Below are 23027 nucleotides of genomic sequence, written 5' to 3' on the forward strand. Positions count from 1 at the left end.
GTCTGTCAGGCCGCAAGCCCGAGGTCGTCCGACCACAGGCAATCGGGGCCGAAATCGCCGATGTCGTTGATGCCGCAAAGCGCCATGGTCAGGTCCATCTCGCGGCGCAGGATCTCAAGCGCGGTCTCCACGCCCTTTTGCCCCATCGCCCCCAGCCCATAGGTAAAGGCGCGGCCGACAAAGACGCCGGTGGCGCCGGTGGCGATGGCTTTCAGCGCCTCTTGCCCGGACTGGATGCCGCTGTCGAGATACAGCGGGAAATCCGGCCCCACCGCGCGGCGGATCGCCGGCAGCGCCCGGATGGTCGAGGGCGCGCCGTCCAGCTGCCGGCCGCCGTGGTTCGAGACCAGGATCGCGTCGGCGCCGGTGTCCAGCGCCCGGCGCGCATCCTCGGGGTCGTTGATGCCCTTCAGGATCACCGGCCCGCCCCATTTGCGGATGATCCGTTCCACCCGCGCCCAGTCCAGCCGCTGGTCGAACTGGCGCGAGGTCCAGTCCATCAGGTCGCCCAGACTGTCCACGCCGCGGGCATGGCCGACGATATTGCCAAAGCTGCGCCGGCGGGTGCCCAGCATCCCCAGCGCCCAGCGCGGATGCAGGGCGATGTTCAGCAGGTTGCCCAGCGTCAGTCGCGGCGGCGCGGTCATGGCGTTCTTCAGGTCCTTGTGGCGCTGGCCCTGGATGGTCAGGTCCAGCGTCAGCACCAGCACCGTCACCCCGGCGCGGCGGGCACGCTCGAGCACGTTGTCCAGGAACTCCTCGTCCCGCAGCGTGTAGAGCTGGAACCAGAAGGGCGCGCCGGTCGCTTGCGCGATGTCTTCCAGCGAGCACATCGACATGGTGGACAGGGTGAAGGGGACGCCCGCCGCCACGGCCGCGCGGGCGGCGTGGATCTCGCCGTCGGGGTGCTGCATTCCCAGCAGCCCGACCGGGGCCAGCGCCAAGGGCATCGAGACCGGCTGCCCCAGCATGGTGGTGGCCAAGCTGCGCGATTCGATATTGCGGGCGACGCGCTGGCGAAAGCAGATGCGCTCGAAATCGGCGCGGTTGGCGCGATAGGTGCCGCCGGTCCAGGCGCCGACATCCACATAGTCGTAGAACATGCGCGGGACCCGGCGCCGGTGCAGGCGCCGCAGGTCCTCGATCTCGGTGATCACCGGCATGGGCTCAGGCCCCGAAATCCAGCTGCACCTTGACCGCCTGCGTCCGGTCGCCGGCCAGGTCGAAGGCGCACTGCGCCTCGGCCGCGGGCAGCACCTGGGTGACCATCGGCGACAGGTCGATCCGGCCCGCGCCGATCATGGCCACGGCCTGCGCGAACTCGACATCGAAGCGGTGGGTGCCGACCAGATGCAGCTCTCGCCCGACGATCAGGTTCAACGGCACCGGGGTCACGCCGCCGACGCCGATCTGCACCATGGTTGCCTGCGGCCGCGCCACCGCGATCGCCTGGGCGATGGCGTGCGGGTTGGCCGAGCATTCCAGCACCACGTCGATGCGGCCCTTGCCCTGCGCGTAATCGGCCAGCCCCTCGGGGTTTTCGGCCACGTTCACACAGCGGTCGGCGCCCATGCGGCGGGCGATCCCCAGCGTGAAGTCCTGCACATCCGTCACCACGATCTCGGCCGCGCCGTGCAGTCGGGCCAGCGCGGTGCAGATCGCGCCGATTGGACCGGCGCCGGTAACCAGCACCCGCTGGCCGGCCAGCTCGGGGGCCTTGCTCAGCGCGTGCAGGCAGACGGCCAGCGGCTCGGCGCCCGCTGCATCGGCGGCGCTGGCCCCCGCGGGCAGCGGCAGGCACTGGCTGGCCGGATGATAGAGGCGATGGCGGAAGAACCCATCCTCATGCGGCAGCCGCATGGCCGAGCCGTTGAACCGCATCTCGAGGCAATGCCGCTCGATCCCCGCGCGGCAGTATTCGCAGGTCCCGCAGGGGCGCGAGGGCGACAGCGCCACCAGCTGCCCCGGCACCAGCCCCGAGCCCTCGGGGGCGGCCTCGACCACCCCCGTGGCCTCGTGGCCCAGGATGATCGGCTGGCGCACCCGCACCGGGCCGAAGCCGCCGTCGTGATAGTAATGCAGGTCGGATCCGCAGATCCCGCCCCGCGCCACCCGGATCAGGGCCGCGCCGGGTTCCGGCACGGGGTCGGGCAGCGGCTCGATGCGCAGGTCGTGGGCGGCGTGAAGCCGGCAGGCAAGCTCTTGGGTCATCGGTCAGTTCCCCATCAGCGTATTGGGCAGCCAGGTTGCAAACGGCGGGTAATAGGACACCAGCAGCAGCACGATGATGTTCGAGATCAGGAACGGGATCACCGCGCTGATCACCTTGGCCAGCGGCTCGCGCGCGATGTTGCAGGCGACGAACAGGCAGACCCCCACCGGCGGCGTCGTCAGGCCGATCATCAGGTTCAGAACCGCAAAGGTGGCGAAATGCAGCGGCTCGATCCCGACGCTGGTCGCAAGGCCCAGCAGCGGCACGAACAGGATGATCAGCGCGGCGATGGTTTCCATGAACATGCCGACGACCAGCAGCAGCATGTTGATCAGCAGGATCACCAGGATCGGGTTGTCGGTGATCGCCAGCACGCTGCTGACCAGCAGCTGCGGGATCCGCTCGGAGGCGAGGATCGAGCCGAAGACGTTGGCGAACCCCACCAGCGCCAGGATCCCGGCCGAGGTGACGGCGCTGGTCGCCACGATCCGCGGCACTGCGCGCACCGGCAGCTCGCGATAGACGAAGGCGCCCACGACAAAGGCGTAGATGCAGGCGACGATGGCGGTCTCGGTCGGGGTGGCGATGCCGGTCAGCAGCCCGCCGATGATCAGCCCGGTCATCGCCAGCGCCCAGAACGCCCCCAGAAAGGCCAGGAACAGCTCGCCGAAGCCTTGCCATTCCTGCCGGGGATAGTTGCGGCGCACGGCCAGGATATAGCAGGTGATCCCCATGGCGATGCCCATCAGCACCCCGGGCACCGCCCCGGCCAGGAACAGCTTGCCGACGGAAATCCCCGACAGCGCGCCGACGATGATCATCGGCACGCTGGGCGGGATCATCGGCCCCACCGTGGACGAGGCGGCGGTGATCGCGGCGGCGAAATCGCCCGGATAGCCGGATTTCTTCATCCCCGGGATCATCACCCCCCCGGTGGCCGCGACATCGGCGACCGCGGTCCCGGAAATGCCGCCGAACATCATCGAATCCGCGACGTTGGCCATGGCCAGCCCGCCGCGCATCCAGCCGACCAGCGCATTGGCCAGCCGGATGATCCGCTCGGTGATGCCGCCAAAGTTCATCAGGTTGCCGGCCAGGATGAAGCCGGGGATGCACAGCAGCACGAACACGTCCATGCCCGCGAACATCCGCTGCGGGATGGTGACCACCGGCAGCCCGGCGGCCAGGATATAGGCCAGCGACGACAGGCCCAGGCAGATCGCGACCGGCACGCCCACGGCCAGCGTGACGGCGAATGTGGTCAGCAGCAGGAAAAGATCCACGAGATCAGCCCTCTTCGTCGAAATGGGGGCGCCCGTCCTGGGTGCCGGCAATCATGCCGATCACCCGCAGCAGGGCGAACAGGAACAGCAGCACCGCCAGCAGCAGGATCGAGGCGTGCACGTAATGCATCGGGATCCGCAGGCTGGGCGCGCGTTGCAGCGCCCCGATGGCGGTGAACTTCCACGCGGGCAGGATCATCACCGCGCCCATCACCGCCGTCGCCGCGGCCGCGAGCAGCCGCAGCCACCAGGCCAGGCTTTCTGGCACCGATTCCTGCAGCAGGTCGACGTTGACCAGATCGCCCGACAGCAGCGACAGGCCGATGCCGAACGCGGTCATGTAAAGCAGCAGGTAGCGCGACAGCTCTTCGGTCCAGACCGGCGAATACAGGCCAAAGGTGCGGGTGGTGATCTGGATCGTCACCACCGCGATCAGCGCAAAGAACACCGCCGCCATCGCGACGCGGCACAGCGCGGACACGGCGTGTTGCAGCTTGGCAAGGGTTTGCATCGGTTCCCGTCCCCTCATGGGCGGTTGCGGCGCCGCACGCATCGGCGGCGCCGCAGCCGGCAAGATCAGTTGTTGAGCAGCTCTTCCACGATCGGGCGCAGCTCGTCGCCGACGCTGGCGATCACCGCATCGCGCGAGCCTGCGGCAAAGGCGGCCTGGTCGACCTCGACAAAGGTCATGCCCTTGGCTTCCAGGTCGGCGCGGATCGCGTCCTCGTCCTGCAGGAACTGGGCGCGCTCGAACTCCTGCGCGCGGCGGGCGGCTTCCAGCACATGCTCGCGGTCGGCCTCAGGGAGGCGCTGCCAGACCTGCTCGGCAATGGCGATATAGATCCACGAGCGCACATGCTCGGTCATGTTCACATGGCTCTGCACCTCGTTCAGCGAGGCGGACTGGATCAGCGCCAGCGGGTTTTCCTGCCCGTCGATGGTGCCGTTCTGCAACGAGGTGAACACCTCGGAAAACGCCATCGGCGTCGGCTGCGCGCCCAGCGCGGTCCAGGTGTCGACGAACAGCGGCACGTTCGGCACCCGCAGCCGCATCCGGTTCAGCTCGGCGGGGGTGGTAATGGCGCGGTTCGCGGTCAGGTTGCGCGGGCCGCGGGCGAAATAGCCGATCGGGCGGACCTGGGCGCGCTCGATGATCTGGGCCTCGATCTGCTTGCCGATGTCGCCGCTGGCCACCGCGTCCATCTGTTCAAGCGAGCGATAGGCGTAGGGCACTGCCAGCAGCGCCGCCATCGGCGCCCAGTTCTGCAGGCTTTCGCCGGTGATGGTCATCTCGACGGTGCCCAGCTGCATCCCGTTGATCAGGTCCATCTCGCGCCCCAGCGAATCGTTGGGGAACACCTCGACGGCGACCCGGCCCTCGGTCAGGGCGGCGACTTCCTCGGCGAATTTCAGCGAGCCCTTGTGCCACGAGTTCTGTTCGTTCGCCAGGTGGCCCAGCTTCAGCGTGACATCGGCGGCGGCATGGGCGCGGCCGATGAAGGGCGCGGCCAGCACGGCGGTACCGGCGAGGGCGGCGAATTGGCGGCGGTTCAGTCTGGTCATGGTCTCCTCCGGGTTGACCGATTCAGGGGGCAAAGATTTCGGGATGCGCGCTGGTGATCTCGGGCATGTCGATCAGCAGCTCGCGCAGGTGGCGGCGCATCGCCGCCTCGGCCTGCGCGGGATCGCGGGCGCGCAGCCCCTGCACGATGGCCTGGTGCTGGGCGATCAGCTTGCCGGTGTCGAAGGCGCGCGCCGAGATATGGCGCAGCCGGTTCATCTGGGATTTCAGCCCCTCGAGCACCTGCCACACGGCCTCGTGCCCGGCGGCCTCGGCCAGCAGGCGGTGGAAACGGTCGTCCAGCGCCACGAAGCCGGCAACATCCTGGCGGGAGACGGCGGCGCGCTGCTGGTCGATCTCGGCATCCAGCCGATCCAGCAGCGCATCGTCCGCGGTCTCGGCCAGCATCCGCACCAGGTCGCTTTCCACCGCCTCGCGGATCAGCCGCGCCGACAGCACGGCGGACAGGGAAATCGGGCTGACATAGGTGCCGCGCTGGGGGCGGACCTCGGTCAGCCCCTCGGCGGTCAGGCGGATGAAGGCTTCGCGCACCGGCTGGCGGCTGACGCCCAGGCGGTTGCCGATCTCGGTCTCGCTCAGCCGCGCGGCGGGGGGCAGCTCGCCGCGGATGATGGCGCCGCGCAGCCATTCATGCAGCTGCGGCACGGTCGGCTGCGTAAAGTCGATGCTCGGATCGGCCTGCATTGATTCCCTCGCTCCCACGGCAACCATGATAACGCATACTTGTATGCCAGTAAACCCGCTTGCCGCCCCCACCCCGCGTGACAGTCCGGCAACACCATGATATCCGGCGGCAATGGCTTTCTCCCCCACCTCACGCGGAACGGACGCGGAACTTGCAGCGGACCGGCCACTTTCCGACCGGGATCGCGGGCGCATCCTGGCGGTGCTGCTGGCGGTGATCTTCATGTCGCTGGTCGGGGTCAGCATCGTGAACGTGGCGCTGCCCTCGATCCAGCACGACCTGGGCGCCGAGCGCTCGGACATGCAATGGGTGCTGTCGGGTTATGCGCTGACCTTCGGGGTGATCCTGGTCGCCGCGGGGCGGGCGGGCGACATCCTGGGACGCGGCGGGTTCTTCCTGGTCGGGGTCGGCGTGTTCACCGCCGCCTCGGTCGCGGCGGGGCTGGCGCCGGATGCGCATTGGCTGAACGCGGCGCGGCTGGCGCAGGGGATCGGATCGGGGCTGCTGAACCCGCAGGGGCTGGGGATGATCCAGCAGCATTTCCGCGGGGCCGAGCGTGGCCGCGCCTTTGGCCTGCTGGGCACGGCGGTGGGGTTCTCGGTCGCCATCGGCCCGGTGCTGGGCGGCGTGCTGATCCAGTTCGGCGGCCCCGACCTGGGGTGGAGGCTGACATTCCTCGTCAACGTCCCCATCGGCATCGGCGCGATGCTGCTGGGAATGGCCTGGTTCCCCCGGCCGCTGTTCCACCCCGCCCCCGCCGGGCTGTGGCGGGCGCTGGACCCGGTGGGGGCGGTGCTGCTGGCGCTGGCGATCCTGGCGGTGCTGTGGCCGTTCATGGAATCGGGCGGATCGGCGCGGACCTGGGGGCTGCTGCCGGTGGCGGGCGCGCTGCTGTGGCTGTGGGTGCGCTGGGAACGGCGGCAGGCGCGGCTGGGGCGCAGCCCGATGGTCGACCTGCGCATCTTCCGCACCCGCAGCTTCACCAACGGCTCGCTGGTGATGGCGCTGTATTTCCTGGGGATGACCAGCATCTGGGTGCTGGTGGCGCTGTATCTGCAGCAGGGCGAGGGCAAATCCGCCTTTGAATCGGGGCTGGTCGGGATCCCGGCGGCACTGCTGTCGGCCTGGGCGGCGAACTGGGCCGGGCGGCGGGTCGGGCGCTGGGGCCGCGCCATCGTGATCTGGGGGCTGGTGCTGGCGCTGGCCGGGCTGGCGGCCAGCATCGCGGTGGTGGTGGCGGCGCAGCGCCACGGGCTCAGCGTCTGGTGGCTGCTGGTCACGCTGTCGCTGATCGGGCTGGCGCAGGGGGCGGTGATCAGCCCCAACCAGACGCTGACCCTGGAAGAGGTACCGCTGGACTATGCCGGCAGCTCGGGCGCGGTCATGCAGACCGGTCAGCGCATCGGCACCTCGGTCGGGATCGCGATGATCACCGCGGCGGTGTTCGCGGTGCTGGCGGTGTCGGGCTGGCCGGTGGCGGTCACCGTCGGCTTCACGCTGATCGGGCTGGTGATCCTGGCGGCGCTGGTCGTCGCCATCAAGGACCAGCGCCAGCGCACCCGCGACCGCGGCCGCCCGGCGGGCTGAGCCCCCTTCCGTCCCCGCCGCGCCCGGACTATGCCCGGGACCGCACCCGGGGCGCGGCCGCATGGGTATTTGGACCAGAAAGAATCCCCACCCCGGTTCAGGGGCGCATGGGGCGTCTTTCTGGCCCAAATACCCGCGGGCGCAGCCTCGACGCCAGAACCGGAGAACCCGCCTTGAAACCCACGCTTCACGTCATCATCGCCTCGACCCGCCCCGGCCGTGTCGGCCCCTCGGTCGCCGAGTGGTTCGCCGGCTTCGCCCGCGCCCATGAGGGGTTCGAGGTGGCGCTGGTCGACCTGCAGGATTTCGACCTGCCGCTTTATGACGAGCCGGTGCACCCCGCCCGCCAGGACTATCGCCACGACCACACCAGGCGCTGGTCCGAAAGCGTGGCGGCGGCCGACGCCTATGTGTTCGTGATGCCGGAATACAATTACTTTCCGCCGCCGGCGCTGGTGAACGCCTGGGACTATGTGTACCGCGAATGGAACTACAAGCCCTGCGGCTTCGTCAGCTACGGCGGGCTGTCGGGCGGGCTGCGCGCGGTGCAGGCGGCCAAGCTGCAGGCCACCACGCTGAAGATGATGCCGATGGTCGAGGGGGTGGCGATCCCCATGGTCGGCACGCTGCTGGACGACGCGGGCCGCTTCGGCTCGAACGCGCTGATCGACACTGCCGCCGCCACCATGCTGGACGAGCTGCACCGCTGGAGCGTGGCGCTGAAGCCGATGCGCGCCCCGGCGTAGGCGCGGCAATCACGCGCGGCCCTGCCGGCGAAAGCGTCCGGCAGGGCCGGCCCTAGCGGTTGCGGGTATCCACCGGATAAGCGGTGGTGAACTTCATCCGCTCCATCGCGAAATGCGAGGTCAGGTTCTTGATCGGCACCGCCTCGGTCAGACGCTTGTAGAAACTGTCGAAGGCCGCCATGTCGGGCACGGCCACGCGCAGCAGATAATCCATCTCTCCGGCCATGCGATAGACCTCCATGATCTCGGGGAAGGTCTCGACGGCGGCGGCGAAGCCCTCGCGCCAGGCGGCGGAATGGTCGACGGCCTCGACGCCGACAAACACGGTCAGGCCGAAGCCCAGCCGGTCGGGATCGGCCAGCGCGACGCGGCCGGTCAGCACGCCGCTGTCCTGCAACCTCTGGATCCGCTTCCAGCACGGCGTCTGCGACAGGCCGACCCGTTCGCAGATCTGCGCGATGGGCAGGGTGGCGTCGCGCATCAGCTCGGCGACGATCTTGCGGTCGATGAGATCGAGCGTATCCATCGGATCTTCCTCGTTCTGGCCGCCCGAACCCGGGGCGCTGGGGAAGCATGACAGATGGAAGGTGAATGTCTATTAGGTTTGTCGTCATTATTTCAGGCGGATGAATACCTATGCTACAACAGGTTGCGCGAAATCGGTTGCAGCAGGTTGGGAATCCGCGAAATCACGACCTTGATTCGCGTGCTTTCCCTGCTAGGCTGATCGGCAATGATCACCCAGAAGATGAAATACGCCCTCAAGGCCCTGCTGGTGCTGGCCGATGAGGCCGCGCAGGCCAAGCCGCGCCCGCTGACGATCGAAGAGATCGCCCGCCGCGCCGGCACGCCCAAGCGGTTCCTGGAACATATCCTGCTCGAGGTGCGCAACGCCGGGGTGATCACCTCGATCCGCGGCCGCGCCGGGGGTTATACGCTGGCCAAGCCTCCGGCCGAGATTTCCCTGTCGGATCTGCTGCGCCGCATCGACGGGCCCATCGCCCCCCTGCCCTGCCTGTCGCGCAGCGCCTATCAGCGCTGCGCCGACTGCACCGACGAGGCCACCTGCCGCATTCGCAAGGTGTTTGCCGAGGTGTTCTGGTCCTATCTGCTGATCATCGACTCGCTGACGCTGGAAGACATGCTGCGCTCGGACGAGGTGCTGGACCAGGTCGTCGGCTTTTAAGCCACGACCTGTCCTGTTGATTTCCCCCATGTTTTCCCGCCCGCAGGCGGCATCCCCGCGTCGACAAGCCATGGCGGGCAGAGAATAATTTTCCAAAATCACGACCGAGTTTGGCGATAATTTGCCCTTGCCATACTCGACCTTCCTAGTCGTTATTTATCCGACCGGCGCGGCAATCTGCCCCCGGAAAGGACAGAGGAAACCGCAGATGGGCAAATCCCTCACCCGACCTGGCTTCGTTCCCGCCCCACTCCCCCGGGTCCGGCGCATGTCCCAAGCCTGCACCGCCCCACAGGCGGACCGCCGGACCGGCCGGCCGGCATCGCATCTCCTCAAGGGCGCCACGCTGGCGCTGGCCCTTGTGCTCGCCGGGTTCGGCCCCGCGCCGCAGGCCGGGGCGGAAACGCTGCTGAACGTCAGCTACGACCCGACGCGCGAGCTCTATCGCGAGTTCAACGAGGCCTTCGCCCGGCACTGGCAGGCGCAGGGTCATGAGGCGCCCCAGATCGAGACCAGCCACGGCGGCTCGGGCTCGCAGGCGCGGGCGGTGATCGACGGGCTGGGGGCGCAGGTGGTCACACTGGCGCTGGCCAGCGACATCGACCGCATCGCCGATTCCGGCAAGCTGCCCACCGACTGGCAATCCCGGCTGCCGCACAACTCGTCGCCCTATACCTCGACGATCGTGTTCCTGGTGCGCGAGGGCAACCCCAAGGGGCTGGCCGACTGGGGCGATCTGGTCAAGGACGGCGTTCAGGTCATCACCCCGAACCCCAAGACCTCGGGCGGGGCGCGCTGGAACTATCTGGCCGCCTGGGCCTGGGCCGAGCGCAACGGCCAGGACCCGCAGCTATTCGTGGGCAAGCTGTTCCGCAACGTGCCGGTGCTGGATTCCGGGGCGCGCGGATCGACCACCACCTTTGCGCAGCGCGGCATCGGCGACGTGCTGCTGGCCTGGGAAAACGAGGCTTATCTGGCGCTGAAAGAGCTGGGCGAGGACAAGTTCGACATCGTGGTGCCGTCGATCTCGATCCTGGCGGAACCGCCGGTGGCGCTGGTCGACGGCAACATCAGGACGCCGGAAAGCCGCGAGCTGGCGACGGCCTATCTGGACTATCTCTATTCGCCCGAGGGGCAGGCGCTGGCCTTCAAGCATTTCTACCGCGCCTGGGACCCCTCGGCCGCCGACCCGGCGGACGTGGCGCGCTTCCCCGATCTTGAACTGGTGGACATCGGCCATTTCGGCGGCTGGGCCAAGGCGCAGCCCGAGCATTTCGGCGACGGCGGCATCTTCGACCAGATTTACGTGGCGAAGTGAGGCAGGCGATGGGCAGGCCCCTGATCTACCGATCCCCGATGCCGGGCCTTGGCCTGTCGATGGGGATCACCCTGGCGATGCTGTCCATCGTCGTGCTGCTGCCCATCGGCGCCCTGTTCCTGCAGGGCGCCGGCTACGGGCTGGGCAACATCTGGGCGACGGTGAACCGCGAACGGGTCTGGGCGGCGCTGCTGCTGTCGTTCCGGCTGTCGCTGCTGGCGGCGCTGTTCAACCTGGTGTTCGGCGTGCTGCTGGCCTGGGTGCTGGTGCGCTATCGCTTTCCCGGGCGCCGGGTCATGGATGTGGCGGTGGACCTGCCGTTTGCGCTGCCGACCGCGGTCGCAGGCATCGCGCTGACCGCGCTTTACGCGCCCAATGGCGCCTTCGGGGCGCTGGCCGCCGAAATCGGCTGGCGCATCGCCTATACGCAATGGGGCATCTTCATCGCGCTGGTGTTCGTGGGGCTGCCCTTCGTCACCCGCACCGTGCAGCCGGTCATCCACGAGATCGAGCGCGAGGTCGAGGAAGCCTCGGCCACCCTCGGCGCCAGCCGCCCCCATACGCTGCGCCATGTCATCCTGCCGATGCTGATGCCGGCGGCGCTGACCGGGTTTGCGCTGGCGCTGGCGCGGGCGGTCGGGGAATACGGCTCGGTCATCTTCATCGCCGGCAACATCCCGCTGGTGACGGAAATCGCGCCGCTGCTGATCGTGATCCAGCTTGAAGAGTTCAACCATGACGCCGCAGCCGCCATCGGCATCGCCATGCTGCTGATCAGCTTTGCGATGCTGCTGGCCATCAACCTCATCCAGGTCTGGAGCCGGCGGAGGATCGGTGATGTCTGACGCAAGCCTTGCCCCCGCCGTCCGTCATCGCGCCGCCACCGAAGAAGCGCCCCTGGCCCGCCGCATCCTGATCGCGATTGCGGTCGCGGGCCTGGGGATCCTTGTCGCCGCACCCCTGATCGTGGTCTTTATCGAGGCGCTGGCCGATGGCTGGGCTGCCGCGGTCCGCAGTCTTTCCAACCATGACGCGCGCGCGGCGATCCGGCTGACGCTGCTGATCGCGGCGATCGTGGTGCCGCTGAACGCCGCCTGCGGCATCGCGGCGGCCTGGTTCATCACCAAGTTCGACTTTCGCGGCAAGGCGTTCCTGATCACGCTGATCGACCTGCCGTTCTCGGTCTCTCCGGTGGTGGCGGGGCTGTGCATCGTGCTGATGTTCGGCGCCAACTCGCTGGTCGGGGGCTGGCTGGTGGCGCAGGGAATGCCCATCGTCTTTGCGCTGCCGGGCATCGTGCTGGCGACGCTGTTCGTCACCTTCCCCTTTGTCGCGCGCGAGCTGATCCCGGTGATGATCGAACAGGGCCGCGCCGAAGAGGAAGCCGCCCTGACGCTGGGCGCCTCGGGCTGGCGCATCTTCCTGACGGTGACGCTGCCCAACATCCGCTGGGCGTTGCTTTACGGGGTGCTGCTGTGCAACGCCCGCGCCATGGGCGAATTCGGCGCCGTCGCGGTCGTCTCGGGCAAGATCCGCGGCCAGACCGCGACCATGCCGATCACCATCGAGATGCTTTACAACGAATATCTGTCGGTCGCCGCCTTCAGCATGGCGGCGCTGCTGACGCTGCTTGCCGTCGCCACCCTGCTGGTCAAGGGCGCGCTGGAGCTGTGCCACGCCGACCAGCTTGCCGCCAGATCCCACCGATGAAGAGGTCCCCCATGTTCATCGAGATCGACGAGATCGCCAAATCCTTCGGCACCACCGCGGCGCTGCAACCGGTGTCGCTGTCCATCCCCTCGGGGGCGCTGGTGGCGCTGCTGGGACCATCGGGGTCGGGCAAGACCACGCTGCTGCGCATCCTCGGCGGGCTTGAGTTCCCCAGCTCGGGGCGGGTGCTGTTCGACGGCAAGGACGCCACCGGCATGTCGGTGCAGGACCGCCGCGCGGGTTTCGTGTTCCAGTCCTATGCGCTGTTCCGGCACATGACGGTGTTCGAAAACATCGCCTATGGCCTGCGCGCCCGCCCCCGCGCCAGCCGCCCGCCCCGGGCCGAGATCGCCCGCCGCGTCGGCCGGCTGCTCGAGCTGATCCAGCTGCCCGACATCGGCCGCCGCTATCCCGGCCAGCTGTCCGGCGGCCAGCGCCAGCGGGTGGCGCTGGCCCGCGCGCTGGCGATCGAGCCGCGGATGCTGCTGCTGGACGAACCCTTCGGGGCACTGGACGCCAAGGTCCGCAAGGAACTGCGCCAGGGGTTGCGCCATATCCACGACGAGACCGGCCTGACCACCGTCTTCGTCACCCACGACCAGGAAGAAGCGATGGAGCTGGCCGACTTGGTGGTGGTGATGTCGATGGGCAGGATCGAGCAGATCGGCAAGCCGCAGGACATCCGCGCCTGTCCGGCCACCGAGTTCGTGCGCGATTTCATCAGCGCCTGAGGAGGCGGGGCGGGCGGTTGCTGCGGCATCGCCTGGCGCAACCGCCCTGCGGCACTGCGCCTTGCCCGCATCGCCGAGGCGCTGCTGGGACGAACACCGCTCGCTGCCGTTCACGGGGCGGCGAGGGAGCCCACGGCCCCGGTGCAGCCACGCCCACCGTAATACGGCGCCTTGCCCGCATCGCCGCGAGGCATTGCTGGACGAGCACCGCCCGCTGCCGTTCACGGGGGCGGCGCGGGAGCCCACGGCCGGTGCAGGCACGCCCGCCCCAGCGATGCGAGAAGGCCAAGTGCTGGGGCGGGTCTGTCCCCGCCGCTGTGCAGGCACCCGCGACGCGGATCGCTCCGGTCCGCCCGGCGGATGATTTCGCCGGTGGTGGGAACCCTGTTCGGCGGCATCAGGAACGGCGCCCCGGCCGCGAAAAAGGGGCCGGAGAGGCTGAAATTACCGCCCGCATCTGCTCCGGCCCATAGCCCGGAACAACGGGCGCCACGCCGATGCCCCGTCCGAGGTCGCGGGGCTCATGGCGCAAGACAGCACCGCAATCGGGGCTGCGGCTACAGCCCGCCCGAGAGTTGCAGGGCGCGGGCAAAGAAATCCTCGGCCCCGAAATTGCCGGATTTGAGGGTGATGGCGAAGGGGCCTTCGCGGTCGCGGGCGACGCACCACGGCACGCCGGGCGCGATCTCGGCGCCGATCTGCAAGCCGGACACCCCCAGCGCCTGCACCACCGCCCCCGAGGATTCGCCCCCCGCCACCACAAAGCGGGTGACGCCGCGGGCGCGACCGGCCGCGGCGGCGGCGGACAGCGCCTCTTCGACCAGATTTCCGGCACGCTCGACCCCCAGCGCATCTTGGGCGGCGGCAACCTGGTCGGGCTCGGCCGCGGCGTGGACCAGCGCGGTGCCGGTCTGGGCGCGCACCCAGGCGACGGCCTCGGCCGGGCCGGTCTCGGCCAGCCGCAGCGGGTCCAGCCGCAGCGTCGGCACAAGCGGGGCGAATGCTGCAACCTGACGCCGGGTCATCGCCGAGCAGCTGCCCGACAGCACCAGCGCCGGCCCGCCGGGCAGATCGGGGATGTTGCCCGGGCTGGCTTGCGGCAGCTCGCCGCGCGCGCGCAGCACCGCTGGCAGCTGCGCGGCAAAGGCGCTGCCGCCGCACAGCAGGGGCAGCCCCGCCCCCGCCTGCGCCAGCGCCGCCAGATCCTCGTCGCGGATGGTGTCGGCGATCAGATGCGCCGGACCTGCGGCGATGGCCGCGGCGATGGCGTCCGGCCCGGCGGCGATGGTCGGCCAGTCCACCAGCCCCACCGCCTGCCCCAGCTGCGCCGACAGCAGCCGCGTCAGGTCGCTGTCGCGCATCGGGTTCAGCGGGTGGTCGCGCATCGGGCTTTCGGCCAGCGGCTGGCGGCCGACGAACAGATTGCCCATGAACACCCGCCGGCCGTTCTCGGGAAACCCCGGCGCGTGCAGCGTATGCGCGCCCGCTCCCGCCGCCAGCAGCGCCTGCGCCACCGGGCCGATATTGCCCTGCGCGGTGCTGTCGAAGGTCGAGCAGTATTTCCAGTACAGCCGTGCGGCCCCGGCGCGGATCAGCCAGTCCCGCGCCGCCATCGCCGCGGCCACCGCCTGATCCGCGGGAATCGAGCGGATCTTGAGCGCGATCACCTCGACCTCAGCCAGCTCGGCGGGGTCGGGGTCCGCGGCCGGCAGCCCGATCCGCAGCGACACCGCCGCGCCCGAGCGCGCCACCAGCGCCGCAAGGTCCGAGGCGCCGGTGATGTCGTCGGCGATGCAGCCCAGGGCCAGGCGGCTCATTGCGCCTCTCCTTCCACGGCCTGCGCGCCAGGCAGGGTCACGCCCGCCCGCTGCGCCAGCAGCAGCGCGACGGCGGCGTCGTCGAGCCGCCCCAGCCCTTGCTGCGATGCCTCGCGGAACAGGGAAAGCGCGGTGTCCGACAGCGGCACCGGCGCGCCGCTGGCCGCAGCCGCCTCGGTGACGAGGCCCAGGTCCTTGACGAAGATGTCCACGGCCGAGCGGGGAGCATAGTCCCCCTCCACCACATGCGCGCCGCGGTTGGTGAACATCCAGCTGTTGCCGGCGCAGGACTGGATCACCCGGTGCACCTCGGCCAGATCCATCCCCCAGCTGGCGGCCAGCACCAGCGCCTCGGCCGCGGCGGCGATATGGACCCCGGCCAGCAGCTGGTTGATCACCTTCATCCGGGCGCCGGCGCCGGGCTGCTCGCCCAGCCGGAACACCGTCTCGGCAATTGCCTCCAGCGCCGGCGCCGCGCGGTCGAAGGCCGCCTGCGGCCCGGCGGCCATCATCGAGATCTGCCCGGCCTCGGCCCGCGCCGCCCCGCCCGACACCGGCGCGTCGATGGCCAGCATCCCCGCATCCGCCAGCCGTTCGCACAGCGACTGCGCGTCCAGCGGCGCCATGGTGGCGCACAGGACAAAGACGGTGCCCGGACGGGCGGCCGCGACGGCGCCGCCATCCCCGAACAGCACCGATTCGGTCTGCGCCGCATTCACCACATAGACGAAGACCACATCCGCCCGCGCAGCCAGCCCGGCGGGGTCGCGGCAGGGGGTGCCGCCGGCGCTGGACAGCGCCTCCATCGCCTCGGCGCGCAGGTCCAGCCCCAGCGTGGGCAGCCCGGCGCGGGCCAGCGACAGCGCCGCGCCCAGCCCCATTGACCCCAGCCCGATCACGCCCGCGGTCAGTCCGCCGTCAGCCATGCCACCCCCCCTGTCCCGGTCCATCGTCGCGACGATGCGGCGCGATGTATACGTTGTCAATCTGCCCATTGGGCCATTTTGCCCGGGGAATTACGGAATAAAAATACTTGCCAACCCGCTTGCTCGCGCTAACATCCCCGTAATGAATACCTTTGGGAGGAGGTGTCCATGGCATCCGTCACCATCGATTCCGTGCGCAAGTCCTACGGCGCACACGAGGTGCTGCATGGAATCGATATCGCCATCGACGAAGGCGAATTCGTGGTGCTGGTCGGCCCGTCGGGCTGCGGGAAATCCACGCTGCTGCGAATGCTGGCGGGGCTGGAACACATCAGCTCGGGGCGGATCCTGATCGGGGACCGGGTGGTCAACGACCTGCCGCCCAAGGATCGCGACATCGCCATGGTGTTCCAGAACTACGCGCTCTACCCGCATCTGACCGTGGCCGAGAACATGGGATTCTCGCTGAAGCTGGCGGGCGAAAAACGCGCGGCGATCGCGGAAAAGGTGCGGCCGGCGGCGGAAATCCTGGGGCTGGCGCATCTGCTGGACCGCTATCCGCGGATGCTGTCGGGCGGCCAGCGCCAGCGCGTCGCCATGGGCCGCGCCATCGTGCGCAACCCGCAGGTGTTCCTGTTCGACGAACCGCTGTCGAACCTGGACGCCAAGCTGCGGGTGTCGATGCGGGCGGAAATCAAGAACCTGCACCAGCGGCTGAAGACCACCACCGTCTATGTCACCCACGACCAGATCGAGGCGATGACCATGGCCGACAAGATCGTGGTCATGCACGACGGGATCGTGGAACAGATCGGCGCGCCGCTGGAACTGTACGACCACCCGGCGAACCTGTTCGTCGCCGGGTTCATCGGCAGCCCGGCGATGACCTTTGTCCCCGGCGCGTTGGACGGGGACGGCTGGTTCCGGGCCGAGGACGGCACAAGGCTGCCGCTGGCCGACACCGGCCGCGCCCGCGCCGGGCAGAAGCTGGTCTACGGCATCCGCCCCGAGGCGATGTCGCTGGGGGGCGACATCCCGCTGACCGTGGGGGTGACCGAGCCCACCGGCGCGGAAACCCATGTCGTCGGCACCTTGGGGGGCGCCGACATCACCGGGGTGTTCCGCGACCGCGTGACCGCGCGCCCGGGCGAGACCCTGGGCATCCGCATCGACGGCGCCGCGGCGCATCTGTTCGACGCCGAGGGGGGCGCCCGGCTGTCGGGCTGAGCCCTCTTGCGCCGAAAAAGCCCGGCGCAACCCGCGCCGCAACTGTCATCCATGGGGAGGAGGAACCCGGACATGACCATCAACCGCAGGACATTGCTGCAAGGCTCGGCCGCGATCGCGGCGGGGGCGGTGCTGACCGGCCCGTTCGGGCGGGCGCTGGCCCAGGGCGCGGGCGCCGCGCCGATGTTCACCCCCGAAGAGGGCGCATCCCTGCGCCTGCTGCGCTGGGTGCCCTTCGTCAAGGCCGAGGAAGAGGCATGGAACGCCAATACCCGCGCCTTTACCGAAGCCACCGGGGTCGAGGTCATCATCGATCAGGAAAGCTGGGAGGACGTGCGCCCGAAAGCCGCCGTTGCCGCCAATGTGGGTTCCGGCCCCGACATGGTGATGAGCTGGTTCGACGACCCCTTCCAGTATCCCGACAAGCTGGTCGACGTCACCGACCTGTGCACCATGCTGGGCGAGGCGCATGGCGGCTGGTACGACGGGCTGGCCGCCTATGGGCAGCAGGACGGCAAGTGGATCTCGACCCCGCTCTGCGCCATCGGCAACGCCATCTGCTATCGCGACAGCCACATGAAGGCCGCGGGCTTCGAGGAGTTCCCGACCGATACCGAGGGCTTCCTGGCGCTGTGCACCGCGCTGAAGGAAAAGGGCACCCCGGCCGGGTTTCCGCACGGCAAGGCGGTGGGCGACGGCAACAACTATGCCCATTGGCTGCTGTGGTCGCATGGCGCGCAGCAGGTGGATGAACAGGGCAACGTCACCATCAACAGCCCCGAAACCGCCGCCGCCATCGAGTACGCCAAGAAGCTGTATGCGACCTTCATCCCCGGCACCGAGAGCTGGCTGGACGTGAACAACAACCGCGCCTTCCTGGCCGGAGAGGTGTCGCTGACCGCCAACGGCGTGTCGCTGTATTATGCGGCGGTGAACGACCCGGCACTGCAGGAAATCGCGGCCGACATCCGCACCACCAACCTGCCCATCGGCCCGGTGGGCAAGTCGGTCGAGCTGCACCAGACCTCGACCATCTCGATCTTCGGTCACTGCAAGTATCCGAACGCGGCCAAGGCGTATCTGGAGTTCATGTACCGTTCGGACAACATGAACCGCTGGATCGAATCGGCCTCGGCCTATTGCTGCCAGGCGCTCAAGGAGTTCGCGGCCAACCCGGTCTGGACCTCGAACCCGATCCACGCGCCCTATGCCAAGGCATCGGAATCGCTGCGGGTGAACGGCTATGCCGGGCCGCTGGGGCCGGCATCTGCCGGGGCCATGGCCGACTATGTGCTGGTCGACATGTTCGCCGAGGCCGTCACCGGCCAGCGCTCGACCGAAGAGGCGATCGCCAACGCCGAACGCCGCCTGCAGCGCTACTACCGCTAGGAACCGGCGCCGGTCCCCGCAGATCCGGGGGCCGGCGCGCCCATGCCGCTGTCCGAGGTTCGCGCCATGACCAGCCCTGACACCCTGACCCCTGCCGTCCCCCGCCCCTCGCGCTGGCGACGGCTTGTCGAAAGCCGCGGCGGGCTGGGCCTGCTGTTCATGCTGCCTGCGGCGGTGTTCCTGCTGTGCTTCCTGACCTATCCGCTGGGGCTGGGGGTGTGGCTGGGCTTTACCGACACCCGCATCGGCCGCACCGGCAGCTTCATCGGGCTGGAGAATTACCAATGGCTGGCCGACGACCCGGTGTTCTGGCTCAGCGTGTTCAACACGATGCTGTATACCACGGTCGCCTCGGTGCTGAAGTTCGGACTGGGGCTGTGGCTGGCGCTGCTGCTGAACCGCAACCTGCGCTTCAAGAACTTCTTCCGCGCGATCATCCTGCTGCCCTGGGTGGTGCCGACGGTGCTGTCGGCGCTGGCCTTCTGGTGGATCTACGATTCGCAGTTCTCGATCATCAGCTGGGTGCTGATGTCGCTGGGGATCATCGACGCCCCGATCAACTTCCTGGGCGACCCCTGGAATGCGCGCTGGTCGGTGATCGCGGCCAATGTCTGGCGCGGCATCCCCTTCGTGGCGATCTCGCTGCTGGCCGGGTTGCAGACCATCCCGCAATCGCTGAACGAGGCCGCCGCCATCGACGGCGCCACCGCCTGGCAGCGCTTCACCAAGGTCACCCTGCCGCTGCTGACCCCGATCATCGCGGTGGTGATGACGTTTTCGGTGCTGTTCACCTTTACCGATTTCCAGCTGATCTACGTGCTGACCCGCGGCGGCCCGGTGAACGCCACCCATCTGATGGCGACGCTCAGCTTCCAGCGCGCCATCCCCGGCGGCCAGCTGGGCGAAGGCGCGGCCATCGCGGTGGCGATGATCCCGTTCCTGCTGGCGGCGATCCTGTTCAGCTTCTTCGGCCTGCAACGGCGCAAATGGCAGCAAGGGAACGACTGACATGGCCAAGCAAACCCCCGCCCAGGACGACAGCCCGGGGATCGAGCGGTTCGAGACCCTGCCTCGCAAGATCCTGACCGTCTGGCTGCCGCTGTTCGTGTTCTGCTTCGTGCTGCTGTTCCCGTTCTACTGGATGGCCATCACCTCGGTGAAGCCGAACCACCAGCTGACCAACTATCGCGACTACAGCCCGTTCTGGGTGGTGCAGCCGACGCTGGACCACATCCGCTACCTGCTGTTCGAGACCAGCTATCCGCGCTGGCTGTGGAACACGATCATCGTGGCGGTGGCCTCGACCTTCATCTCGCTGCTGGCCTCGGTGTTCGCGGCCTATGCGATCGAGCGGCTGCGGTTCCGCGGCTCGCGGGTGACGGGGCTGCTGATCTTCCTGGCCTATCTGGTGCCGCCGTCGATCCTGTTCATCCCGCTGGCGTTCATCGTCTATCAGGTCGGGATCTTCGATTCCCGGCTGGCGCTGATCCTGACCTATCCGACCTTCCTGATCCCGTTCTGCACCTGGCTGCTGATGGGGTATTTCCGCTCGATCCCCTACGAGCTCGAGGAATCGGCGCTGGTCGACGGCGCCACGCGCTGGCAGATCCTGACCCGGATCGTGCTGCCGCTGGCGGTGCCGGGGCTGATCTCGGCGGGGATCTTTGCCTTCACCCTGTCCTGGAACGAGTTCATCTATGCGCTGACCTTCATCTCCAGCTCGGAAAACAAGACCATCCCGGTGGGGGTGCTGACCGAGCTGGTGCGCGGCGACATCTACGAATGGGGGGCGCTGATGTCGGGGGCGCTGCTGGGCTCGCTGCCGGTGGTGATCCTGTATTCGTTCTTCGTGGATTATTACGTCAGCTCGATGACCGGGGCGGTCAAGGAATAGCCGCCGGGGCCAGGATCGCCACCTCGAGCGCCAGCACCCCCGCCAGCCCCTGCCGCACCGCGGCCGGGGCTGCGCGCAGGTCGATCAGGTCCAGCCGCGCCAGCCCGCCCCCGTCTTCAAGCAGTAGCGCCAGATGGGCCAGGGTCCCCGGCGCCGCGCCCTCCGCCAGCCGTGCCCTTCGGACGCTGGCGCGCAGCGGCCGGCGCACCATCACGTTGAAATCCAGCAGCGCCGGGCCGGTCAGCACCGCCGCGGCCGGGACGTCGCCCGGAAAGACGAAAGGGTCGGACCCCGCATCCAGATGCCGGGCCTCGCCCGCGACGGTCAGCTCCATCGCGCCGCCCTCGATCACGGTCAGCACCCGGTCCACCCCGGGAAAGCCGGAAAACGGCCCCGATTGCGCCACGATGGCGGTGCTGATCCGCCAGTCGAAATCGTCGAACCCGGCGCCCGCGGGCGACACGGCGATTTCCGCGGTCTCGCCGCCGCCATTCTTCCACGGCCGGAACTGCCGCGCGCTTGCCGGGTAATGCCAGACCGTCATTCGATCGCCCTTTGCGTGGTCACCACATGGCCGGGCGGATAGGCCACCCGCACCGAGGTCACCGGCCCCAGATCGTTCCACGTGGAGCGGTGCAGGACCAGCAGCGCCTGCCCGACCTGCGTCTGCAACAGCCGCGCATCGCGGCGGCTGGCGTTTTCGGCGGAAAAACTCATCTCGGCGCGCAGATAGGGGGTGTTGCGCACCAGCCATTCGTTGGCATTGAGCTGCCAGAAATCCGCGCGTTCCAGCCCGCGCACCGCCTCCGGGTTCAGCCAGCGGTCCTCAAGCTGAAAGGGCCGCCCGTCGCCGTAATGCAGCGCGCGCATGTGGATCAGCGGCGTGCCGGGGGCGATGCCCAGCCGTGCGGCGATATCCTCGGGGACCGGGGTGCGGCGCTGCGCGACGACGCGGTGGCTATAGGCCATCCCGGCCTGTTCCACCTGCTCGCGCACGATGGAAATCGCGAATGTCGCCTTGCGCACCGGGTCCACCGCCACCCTTGTCCCGGCACGGCGGCGGCGGTCCAGCAGCCCTTCGTCCGCCAGCCGCTGCAACGCCTTGTTGACGGTCGAGCGGGCGGCGTCGAACTCGACCGCCAGATCGGCCTCGTCCGGGATGCGCTGGCCCTGCCGCCATTCACGCTCGACGATGCGGCGGCGGACCTCGGTCTCGATCGCCTGCGCCTTGGACGGAATGCGTGTGCGCGCGTCGTTCACAACCTGTCCTGCAACCGCCTGATACAGGCCATATAATCGGCGGCAATCCGGTCGCGCGCAATATGGCGCCCGCCGGTGACCACATGGCGCCCCGCGGCCCAGACCTCGGACGCCAGCCCATCGCCGCCCGCAAACACCAGGCTGTCCAGCGTCGCGTCGCCGCGCCGCCCGACCATCACCGGGTTGTCCATGCCCACCGCCAGCAGGTCGCCCCACAGGCCGGGGGCAATCGCGCCGGTCGCGCGCCCTGCGGCCGAGGCGCCGCCGTCCAGCCCTGCCTCATACAGCACCCGCCCGGTCGAGCGTCCGGGCTCCGCCAGGATCGCGCGGCCGCGGTCGCGCAGGCGCTGGCTGTATTCCAGCCCGCGCAGTTCCTCGGCCAGGCTGATGCGGATGTTGCTGTCCGAGCCGAACCCCAGCCGCCCGCCGGCCTCGCGCCAGATGGTGCCGTTGAAAATACCGTCGCCCAAGCTGGCCTCGGTGATCGGGCACAGGCCGGCGACCGCGCCGGTGGCGGCAAGGCGGCGGGTCTCGTCCTCGGTCATGTGGGTCAGGTGGATCAGCGTCCAGCGCCGGTCCGGGTCGGCATGGTCCAGCAGCCATTCGACCGGGCGCTGGCCGGTGGCGGCCTGGACCTCTTCGATCTCGGGGATCTGCTCGGCCAGATGCATGTGGAGCGGGCGTTCGGGGCGCAGCCCGGCGCAAAGCGCCAGCCCCTCGGGCGACACCGCACGCAGCGAATGCGGCGCGACGCCGATGCCGGCATCGGGCGGCAGCGCCGCCAGCGCCGATTCCGAGGCGTCGAGCAGCCGCGCGAATTCGTCCGGGGTGGTGCCGAAGCGGAGCTGTCCCGGCCCCAGCGGCCGGCGGTCCAGCCCGCCGAACTGGTAATGCACCGGCAGCAGCGTCAGCCCGATGCCGGTCCGCTGCGCCGCCGCCACGATGCGCGCAGCCATCTCGGCCGGATCGTCATAGGCGGCGCCGCCCGGCTGGTGGTGCAGATAGTGGAACTCGACATTGGTGGCATAGCCGGCCTCGAGCATCTCCATCTGCACCAGCGCGGCGATGGCTTCGACGTCCTCGGGGGTCAGGTGGTCCAGAAAGCGGAACATGATCTGCCGCCAGGTCCAGAAACTGTCGCTGGGCTGGTTGCCGCGCGATTCCGACAGCCCGGCCATGGCGCGCTGAAAGGCGTGGGAATGCAGATTCGCCATCGCCGGCAGCAGCAGCCCGACCCGCTGACCCTGCGGCGCGGTGCCCGCGCTGACGCTGGCGATGCGGCCGTCCGCGCCCAGCTCGACCCGCACCCCGTCGGCCCAGCCCTGGGGCAGCAGCGCCTGTTCGGCCCAGATCACGGTCATCGCATCCTCCATCCCATCCAAGACAGGTTCACACATAACATCGAAATAAGTTTGGACATAGAAGAAATTCAACACTAGACATATTTGAGAGGAACACCCCAGAACCCGAGTGG

General features: G+C 69.0%; 23 protein-coding genes. 11 read left to right on the forward strand and 12 right to left on the reverse strand.

All coding sequences use genetic code 11. From position 1 onward, the window contains the following. Nucleotides 1-5: 5 nt before the first annotated feature. From RSP45_RS10250 to RSP45_RS10275, 6 genes are all read right to left on the reverse strand, one after another. The gene (locus RSP45_RS10250; protein WP_415391863.1) at nt 6-1163 is read right to left on the reverse strand and encodes an L-lactate dehydrogenase; all 1158 of its coding nucleotides are present in this window, start codon (nt 1161-1163) and stop codon (nt 6-8) included. A gap of 4 nt (nt 1164-1167) precedes the next feature. After that, entirely contained in the window at nt 1168-2211 is a 1044-nt protein-coding gene (locus tag RSP45_RS10255; RefSeq protein WP_415391864.1) for an L-idonate 5-dehydrogenase, read from the reverse strand. Nucleotides 2212-2214: 3 nt separating this feature from the next. Continuing rightward, on the reverse strand, nt 2215-3495 hold the full coding sequence (locus RSP45_RS10260; protein ID WP_415391865.1) for a TRAP transporter large permease: 1281 nt from the start codon (nt 3493-3495) through the stop codon (nt 2215-2217). Nucleotides 3496-3499: 4 nt separating this feature from the next. Then, the gene (locus tag RSP45_RS10265; protein WP_415391866.1) at nt 3500-4006 is read right to left on the reverse strand and encodes a TRAP transporter small permease; all 507 of its coding nucleotides are present in this window, start codon (nt 4004-4006) and stop codon (nt 3500-3502) included. Between the two features lie 65 nt (nt 4007-4071). Next, complete coding sequence (locus RSP45_RS10270) at nt 4072-5058, reverse strand: TRAP transporter substrate-binding protein (RefSeq protein WP_415391867.1); 987 nt, start codon at nt 5056-5058, stop codon at nt 4072-4074. Between the two features lie 22 nt (nt 5059-5080). Continuing rightward, a complete protein-coding gene (locus tag RSP45_RS10275) occupies nt 5081-5761 on the reverse strand; it encodes a GntR family transcriptional regulator (RefSeq protein WP_415391868.1) in 681 nt (226 codons plus the stop codon). A 112-nt stretch (nt 5762-5873) separates the two neighbouring features. Here RSP45_RS10275 and RSP45_RS10280 point away from each other — a divergent pair, with 112 nt between their 5' ends. Together RSP45_RS10280 and RSP45_RS10285 are read left to right on the forward strand one after the other, a co-directional pair. Beyond that, complete coding sequence (locus RSP45_RS10280; protein WP_415391869.1) at nt 5874-7349, forward strand: MFS transporter; 1476 nt, start codon at nt 5874-5876, stop codon at nt 7347-7349. Between the two features lie 173 nt (nt 7350-7522). After that, on the forward strand, nt 7523-8095 hold the full coding sequence (locus RSP45_RS10285) for an NADPH-dependent FMN reductase (RefSeq protein WP_415391870.1): 573 nt from the start codon (nt 7523-7525) through the stop codon (nt 8093-8095). A 52-nt stretch (nt 8096-8147) separates the two neighbouring features. Here RSP45_RS10285 and RSP45_RS10290 read toward each other — a convergent pair whose 3' ends face one another. Next, on the reverse strand, nt 8148-8621 hold the full coding sequence (locus RSP45_RS10290) for an Lrp/AsnC family transcriptional regulator (protein ID WP_303729623.1): 474 nt from the start codon (nt 8619-8621) through the stop codon (nt 8148-8150). A 207-nt stretch (nt 8622-8828) separates the two neighbouring features. Between RSP45_RS10290 and RSP45_RS10295 the strand changes: the two genes are divergently transcribed. From RSP45_RS10295 to RSP45_RS10315, 5 genes are all read left to right on the forward strand, one after another. Then, a complete protein-coding gene (locus RSP45_RS10295) occupies nt 8829-9281 on the forward strand; it encodes an Rrf2 family transcriptional regulator (protein ID WP_303729624.1) in 453 nt (150 codons plus the stop codon). 268 nt (nt 9282-9549) lie between these two features. Then, on the forward strand, nt 9550-10599 hold the full coding sequence (locus RSP45_RS10300) for a sulfate ABC transporter substrate-binding protein (RefSeq protein WP_415391871.1): 1050 nt from the start codon (nt 9550-9552) through the stop codon (nt 10597-10599). 8 nt (nt 10600-10607) lie between these two features. Next, nucleotides 10608-11444 (forward strand): sulfate ABC transporter permease subunit CysT, encoded by an 837-nt coding sequence (gene cysT, locus RSP45_RS10305; RefSeq protein ID WP_415391872.1) that lies wholly within the window; start codon nt 10608-10610, stop codon nt 11442-11444. Further along, nucleotides 11437-12309 carry a sulfate ABC transporter permease subunit CysW gene (gene cysW / locus RSP45_RS10310; protein ID WP_415391873.1) on the forward strand — a complete coding sequence of 291 codons (873 nt, stop codon included), beginning with the start codon at nt 11437-11439 and terminating at the stop codon, nt 12307-12309. The genes cysT and cysW overlap by 8 nt, the downstream gene beginning before the upstream one ends. Nucleotides 12310-12320: 11 nt before the next feature. Beyond that, on the forward strand, nt 12321-13040 hold the full coding sequence (locus RSP45_RS10315) for a sulfate/molybdate ABC transporter ATP-binding protein (protein WP_415394045.1): 720 nt from the start codon (nt 12321-12323) through the stop codon (nt 13038-13040). A 557-nt stretch (nt 13041-13597) separates the two neighbouring features. Here the strand turns inward: RSP45_RS10315 and otnK are convergent. Continuing rightward, on the reverse strand, nt 13598-14857 hold the full coding sequence (gene otnK, locus RSP45_RS10320) for a 3-oxo-tetronate kinase (protein ID WP_415391874.1): 1260 nt from the start codon (nt 14855-14857) through the stop codon (nt 13598-13600). Continuing rightward, entirely contained in the window at nt 14854-15783 is a 930-nt protein-coding gene (ltnD, locus tag RSP45_RS10325) for an L-threonate dehydrogenase (protein WP_415391875.1), read from the reverse strand. The genes otnK and ltnD overlap by 4 nt, the downstream gene beginning before the upstream one ends. A gap of 168 nt (nt 15784-15951) precedes the next feature. Between ltnD and RSP45_RS10330 the strand changes: the two genes are divergently transcribed. The 4 genes from RSP45_RS10330 to RSP45_RS10345 all read left to right on the forward strand — a co-directional run bounded on the left by RSP45_RS10330 (nt 15952) and on the right by RSP45_RS10345 (nt 20293). Next, nucleotides 15952-17010 (forward strand): ABC transporter ATP-binding protein, encoded by a 1059-nt coding sequence (locus RSP45_RS10330; RefSeq protein WP_415391876.1) that lies wholly within the window; start codon nt 15952-15954, stop codon nt 17008-17010. Nucleotides 17011-17082: 72 nt separating this feature from the next. Continuing rightward, complete coding sequence (locus tag RSP45_RS10335; protein WP_415391877.1) at nt 17083-18399, forward strand: ABC transporter substrate-binding protein; 1317 nt, start codon at nt 17083-17085, stop codon at nt 18397-18399. A gap of 66 nt (nt 18400-18465) precedes the next feature. Further along, a complete protein-coding gene (locus tag RSP45_RS10340; protein ID WP_415391878.1) occupies nt 18466-19407 on the forward strand; it encodes a carbohydrate ABC transporter permease in 942 nt (313 codons plus the stop codon). A gap of 1 nt (nt 19408) precedes the next feature. Further along, the gene (locus tag RSP45_RS10345) at nt 19409-20293 is read left to right on the forward strand and encodes a carbohydrate ABC transporter permease (protein WP_415391879.1); all 885 of its coding nucleotides are present in this window, start codon (nt 19409-19411) and stop codon (nt 20291-20293) included. Here the strand turns inward: RSP45_RS10345 and RSP45_RS10350 are convergent. From RSP45_RS10350 to RSP45_RS10360, 3 genes are read right to left on the reverse strand one after another with little or no spacing between them, the layout of a single operon-like run. Further along, the gene (locus RSP45_RS10350; RefSeq protein WP_415391880.1) at nt 20283-20837 is read right to left on the reverse strand and encodes a HutD family protein; all 555 of its coding nucleotides are present in this window, start codon (nt 20835-20837) and stop codon (nt 20283-20285) included. The genes RSP45_RS10345 and RSP45_RS10350 overlap by 11 nt on opposite strands. After that, nucleotides 20834-21553: a GntR family transcriptional regulator gene (locus RSP45_RS10355; protein WP_415391881.1), complete on the reverse strand. Its 720-nt coding sequence runs from the start codon at nt 21551-21553 to the stop codon at nt 20834-20836. The genes RSP45_RS10350 and RSP45_RS10355 overlap by 4 nt, the downstream gene beginning before the upstream one ends. Continuing rightward, nucleotides 21550-22914, reverse strand: coding sequence for a formimidoylglutamate deiminase (locus tag RSP45_RS10360; protein WP_415391882.1), 1365 nt, complete (start codon nt 22912-22914; stop codon nt 21550-21552). Before RSP45_RS10360 ends, RSP45_RS10355 begins: the two co-directional genes overlap by 4 nt. Nucleotides 22915-23027: the final 113 nt, after the last annotated feature.

Source organism: Paracoccus sp. SJTW-4, assembly GCF_047716885.1.
In the GTDB taxonomy this organism is placed as follows: Bacteria; Pseudomonadota; Alphaproteobacteria; order Rhodobacterales; family Rhodobacteraceae; genus Paracoccus; species Paracoccus solventivorans.

What these genes read in the sequence shown, in the direction of transcription:
- RSP45_RS10250 (WP_415391863.1), bottom strand. Translation starts at nt 1,163, where the DNA reads ATGCCGGTGATCACCGAGATCGAGGACCTGCGGCGCCTGCACCGGCGC.
- RSP45_RS10255 (WP_415391864.1), bottom strand. Translation starts at nt 2,211, where the DNA reads ATGACCCAAGAGCTTGCCTGCCGGCTTCACGCCGCCCACGACCTGCGC.
- RSP45_RS10265 (WP_415391866.1), bottom strand. Translation starts at nt 4,006, where the DNA reads ATGCAAACCCTTGCCAAGCTGCAACACGCCGTGTCCGCGCTGTGCCGC.
- RSP45_RS10270 (WP_415391867.1), bottom strand. Translation starts at nt 5,058, where the DNA reads ATGACCAGACTGAACCGCCGCCAATTCGCCGCCCTCGCCGGTACCGCC.
- RSP45_RS10275 (WP_415391868.1), bottom strand. Translation starts at nt 5,761, where the DNA reads ATGCAGGCCGATCCGAGCATCGACTTTACGCAGCCGACCGTGCCGCAG.
- RSP45_RS10280 (WP_415391869.1), top strand. Translation starts at nt 5,874, where the DNA reads ATGGCTTTCTCCCCCACCTCACGCGGAACGGACGCGGAACTTGCAGCG.
- RSP45_RS10290 (WP_303729623.1), bottom strand. Translation starts at nt 8,621, where the DNA reads ATGGATACGCTCGATCTCATCGACCGCAAGATCGTCGCCGAGCTGATG.
- RSP45_RS10295 (WP_303729624.1), top strand. Translation starts at nt 8,829, where the DNA reads ATGATCACCCAGAAGATGAAATACGCCCTCAAGGCCCTGCTGGTGCTG.
- RSP45_RS10300 (WP_415391871.1), top strand. Translation starts at nt 9,550, where the DNA reads ATGTCCCAAGCCTGCACCGCCCCACAGGCGGACCGCCGGACCGGCCGG.
- cysT (WP_415391872.1), top strand. Translation starts at nt 10,608, where the DNA reads ATGGGCAGGCCCCTGATCTACCGATCCCCGATGCCGGGCCTTGGCCTG.
- cysW (WP_415391873.1), top strand. Translation starts at nt 11,437, where the DNA reads ATGTCTGACGCAAGCCTTGCCCCCGCCGTCCGTCATCGCGCCGCCACC.
- RSP45_RS10315 (WP_415394045.1), top strand. Translation starts at nt 12,321, where the DNA reads ATGTTCATCGAGATCGACGAGATCGCCAAATCCTTCGGCACCACCGCG.
- otnK (WP_415391874.1), bottom strand. Translation starts at nt 14,857, where the DNA reads ATGAGCCGCCTGGCCCTGGGCTGCATCGCCGACGACATCACCGGCGCC.
- ltnD (WP_415391875.1), bottom strand. Translation starts at nt 15,783, where the DNA reads ATGGCTGACGGCGGACTGACCGCGGGCGTGATCGGGCTGGGGTCAATG.
- RSP45_RS10330 (WP_415391876.1), top strand. Translation starts at nt 15,952, where the DNA reads ATGGCATCCGTCACCATCGATTCCGTGCGCAAGTCCTACGGCGCACAC.
- RSP45_RS10335 (WP_415391877.1), top strand. Translation starts at nt 17,083, where the DNA reads ATGACCATCAACCGCAGGACATTGCTGCAAGGCTCGGCCGCGATCGCG.
- RSP45_RS10340 (WP_415391878.1), top strand. Translation starts at nt 18,466, where the DNA reads ATGACCAGCCCTGACACCCTGACCCCTGCCGTCCCCCGCCCCTCGCGC.
- RSP45_RS10345 (WP_415391879.1), top strand. Translation starts at nt 19,409, where the DNA reads ATGGCCAAGCAAACCCCCGCCCAGGACGACAGCCCGGGGATCGAGCGG.
- RSP45_RS10350 (WP_415391880.1), bottom strand. Translation starts at nt 20,837, where the DNA reads ATGACGGTCTGGCATTACCCGGCAAGCGCGCGGCAGTTCCGGCCGTGG.
- RSP45_RS10360 (WP_415391882.1), bottom strand. Translation starts at nt 22,914, where the DNA reads ATGACCGTGATCTGGGCCGAACAGGCGCTGCTGCCCCAGGGCTGGGCC.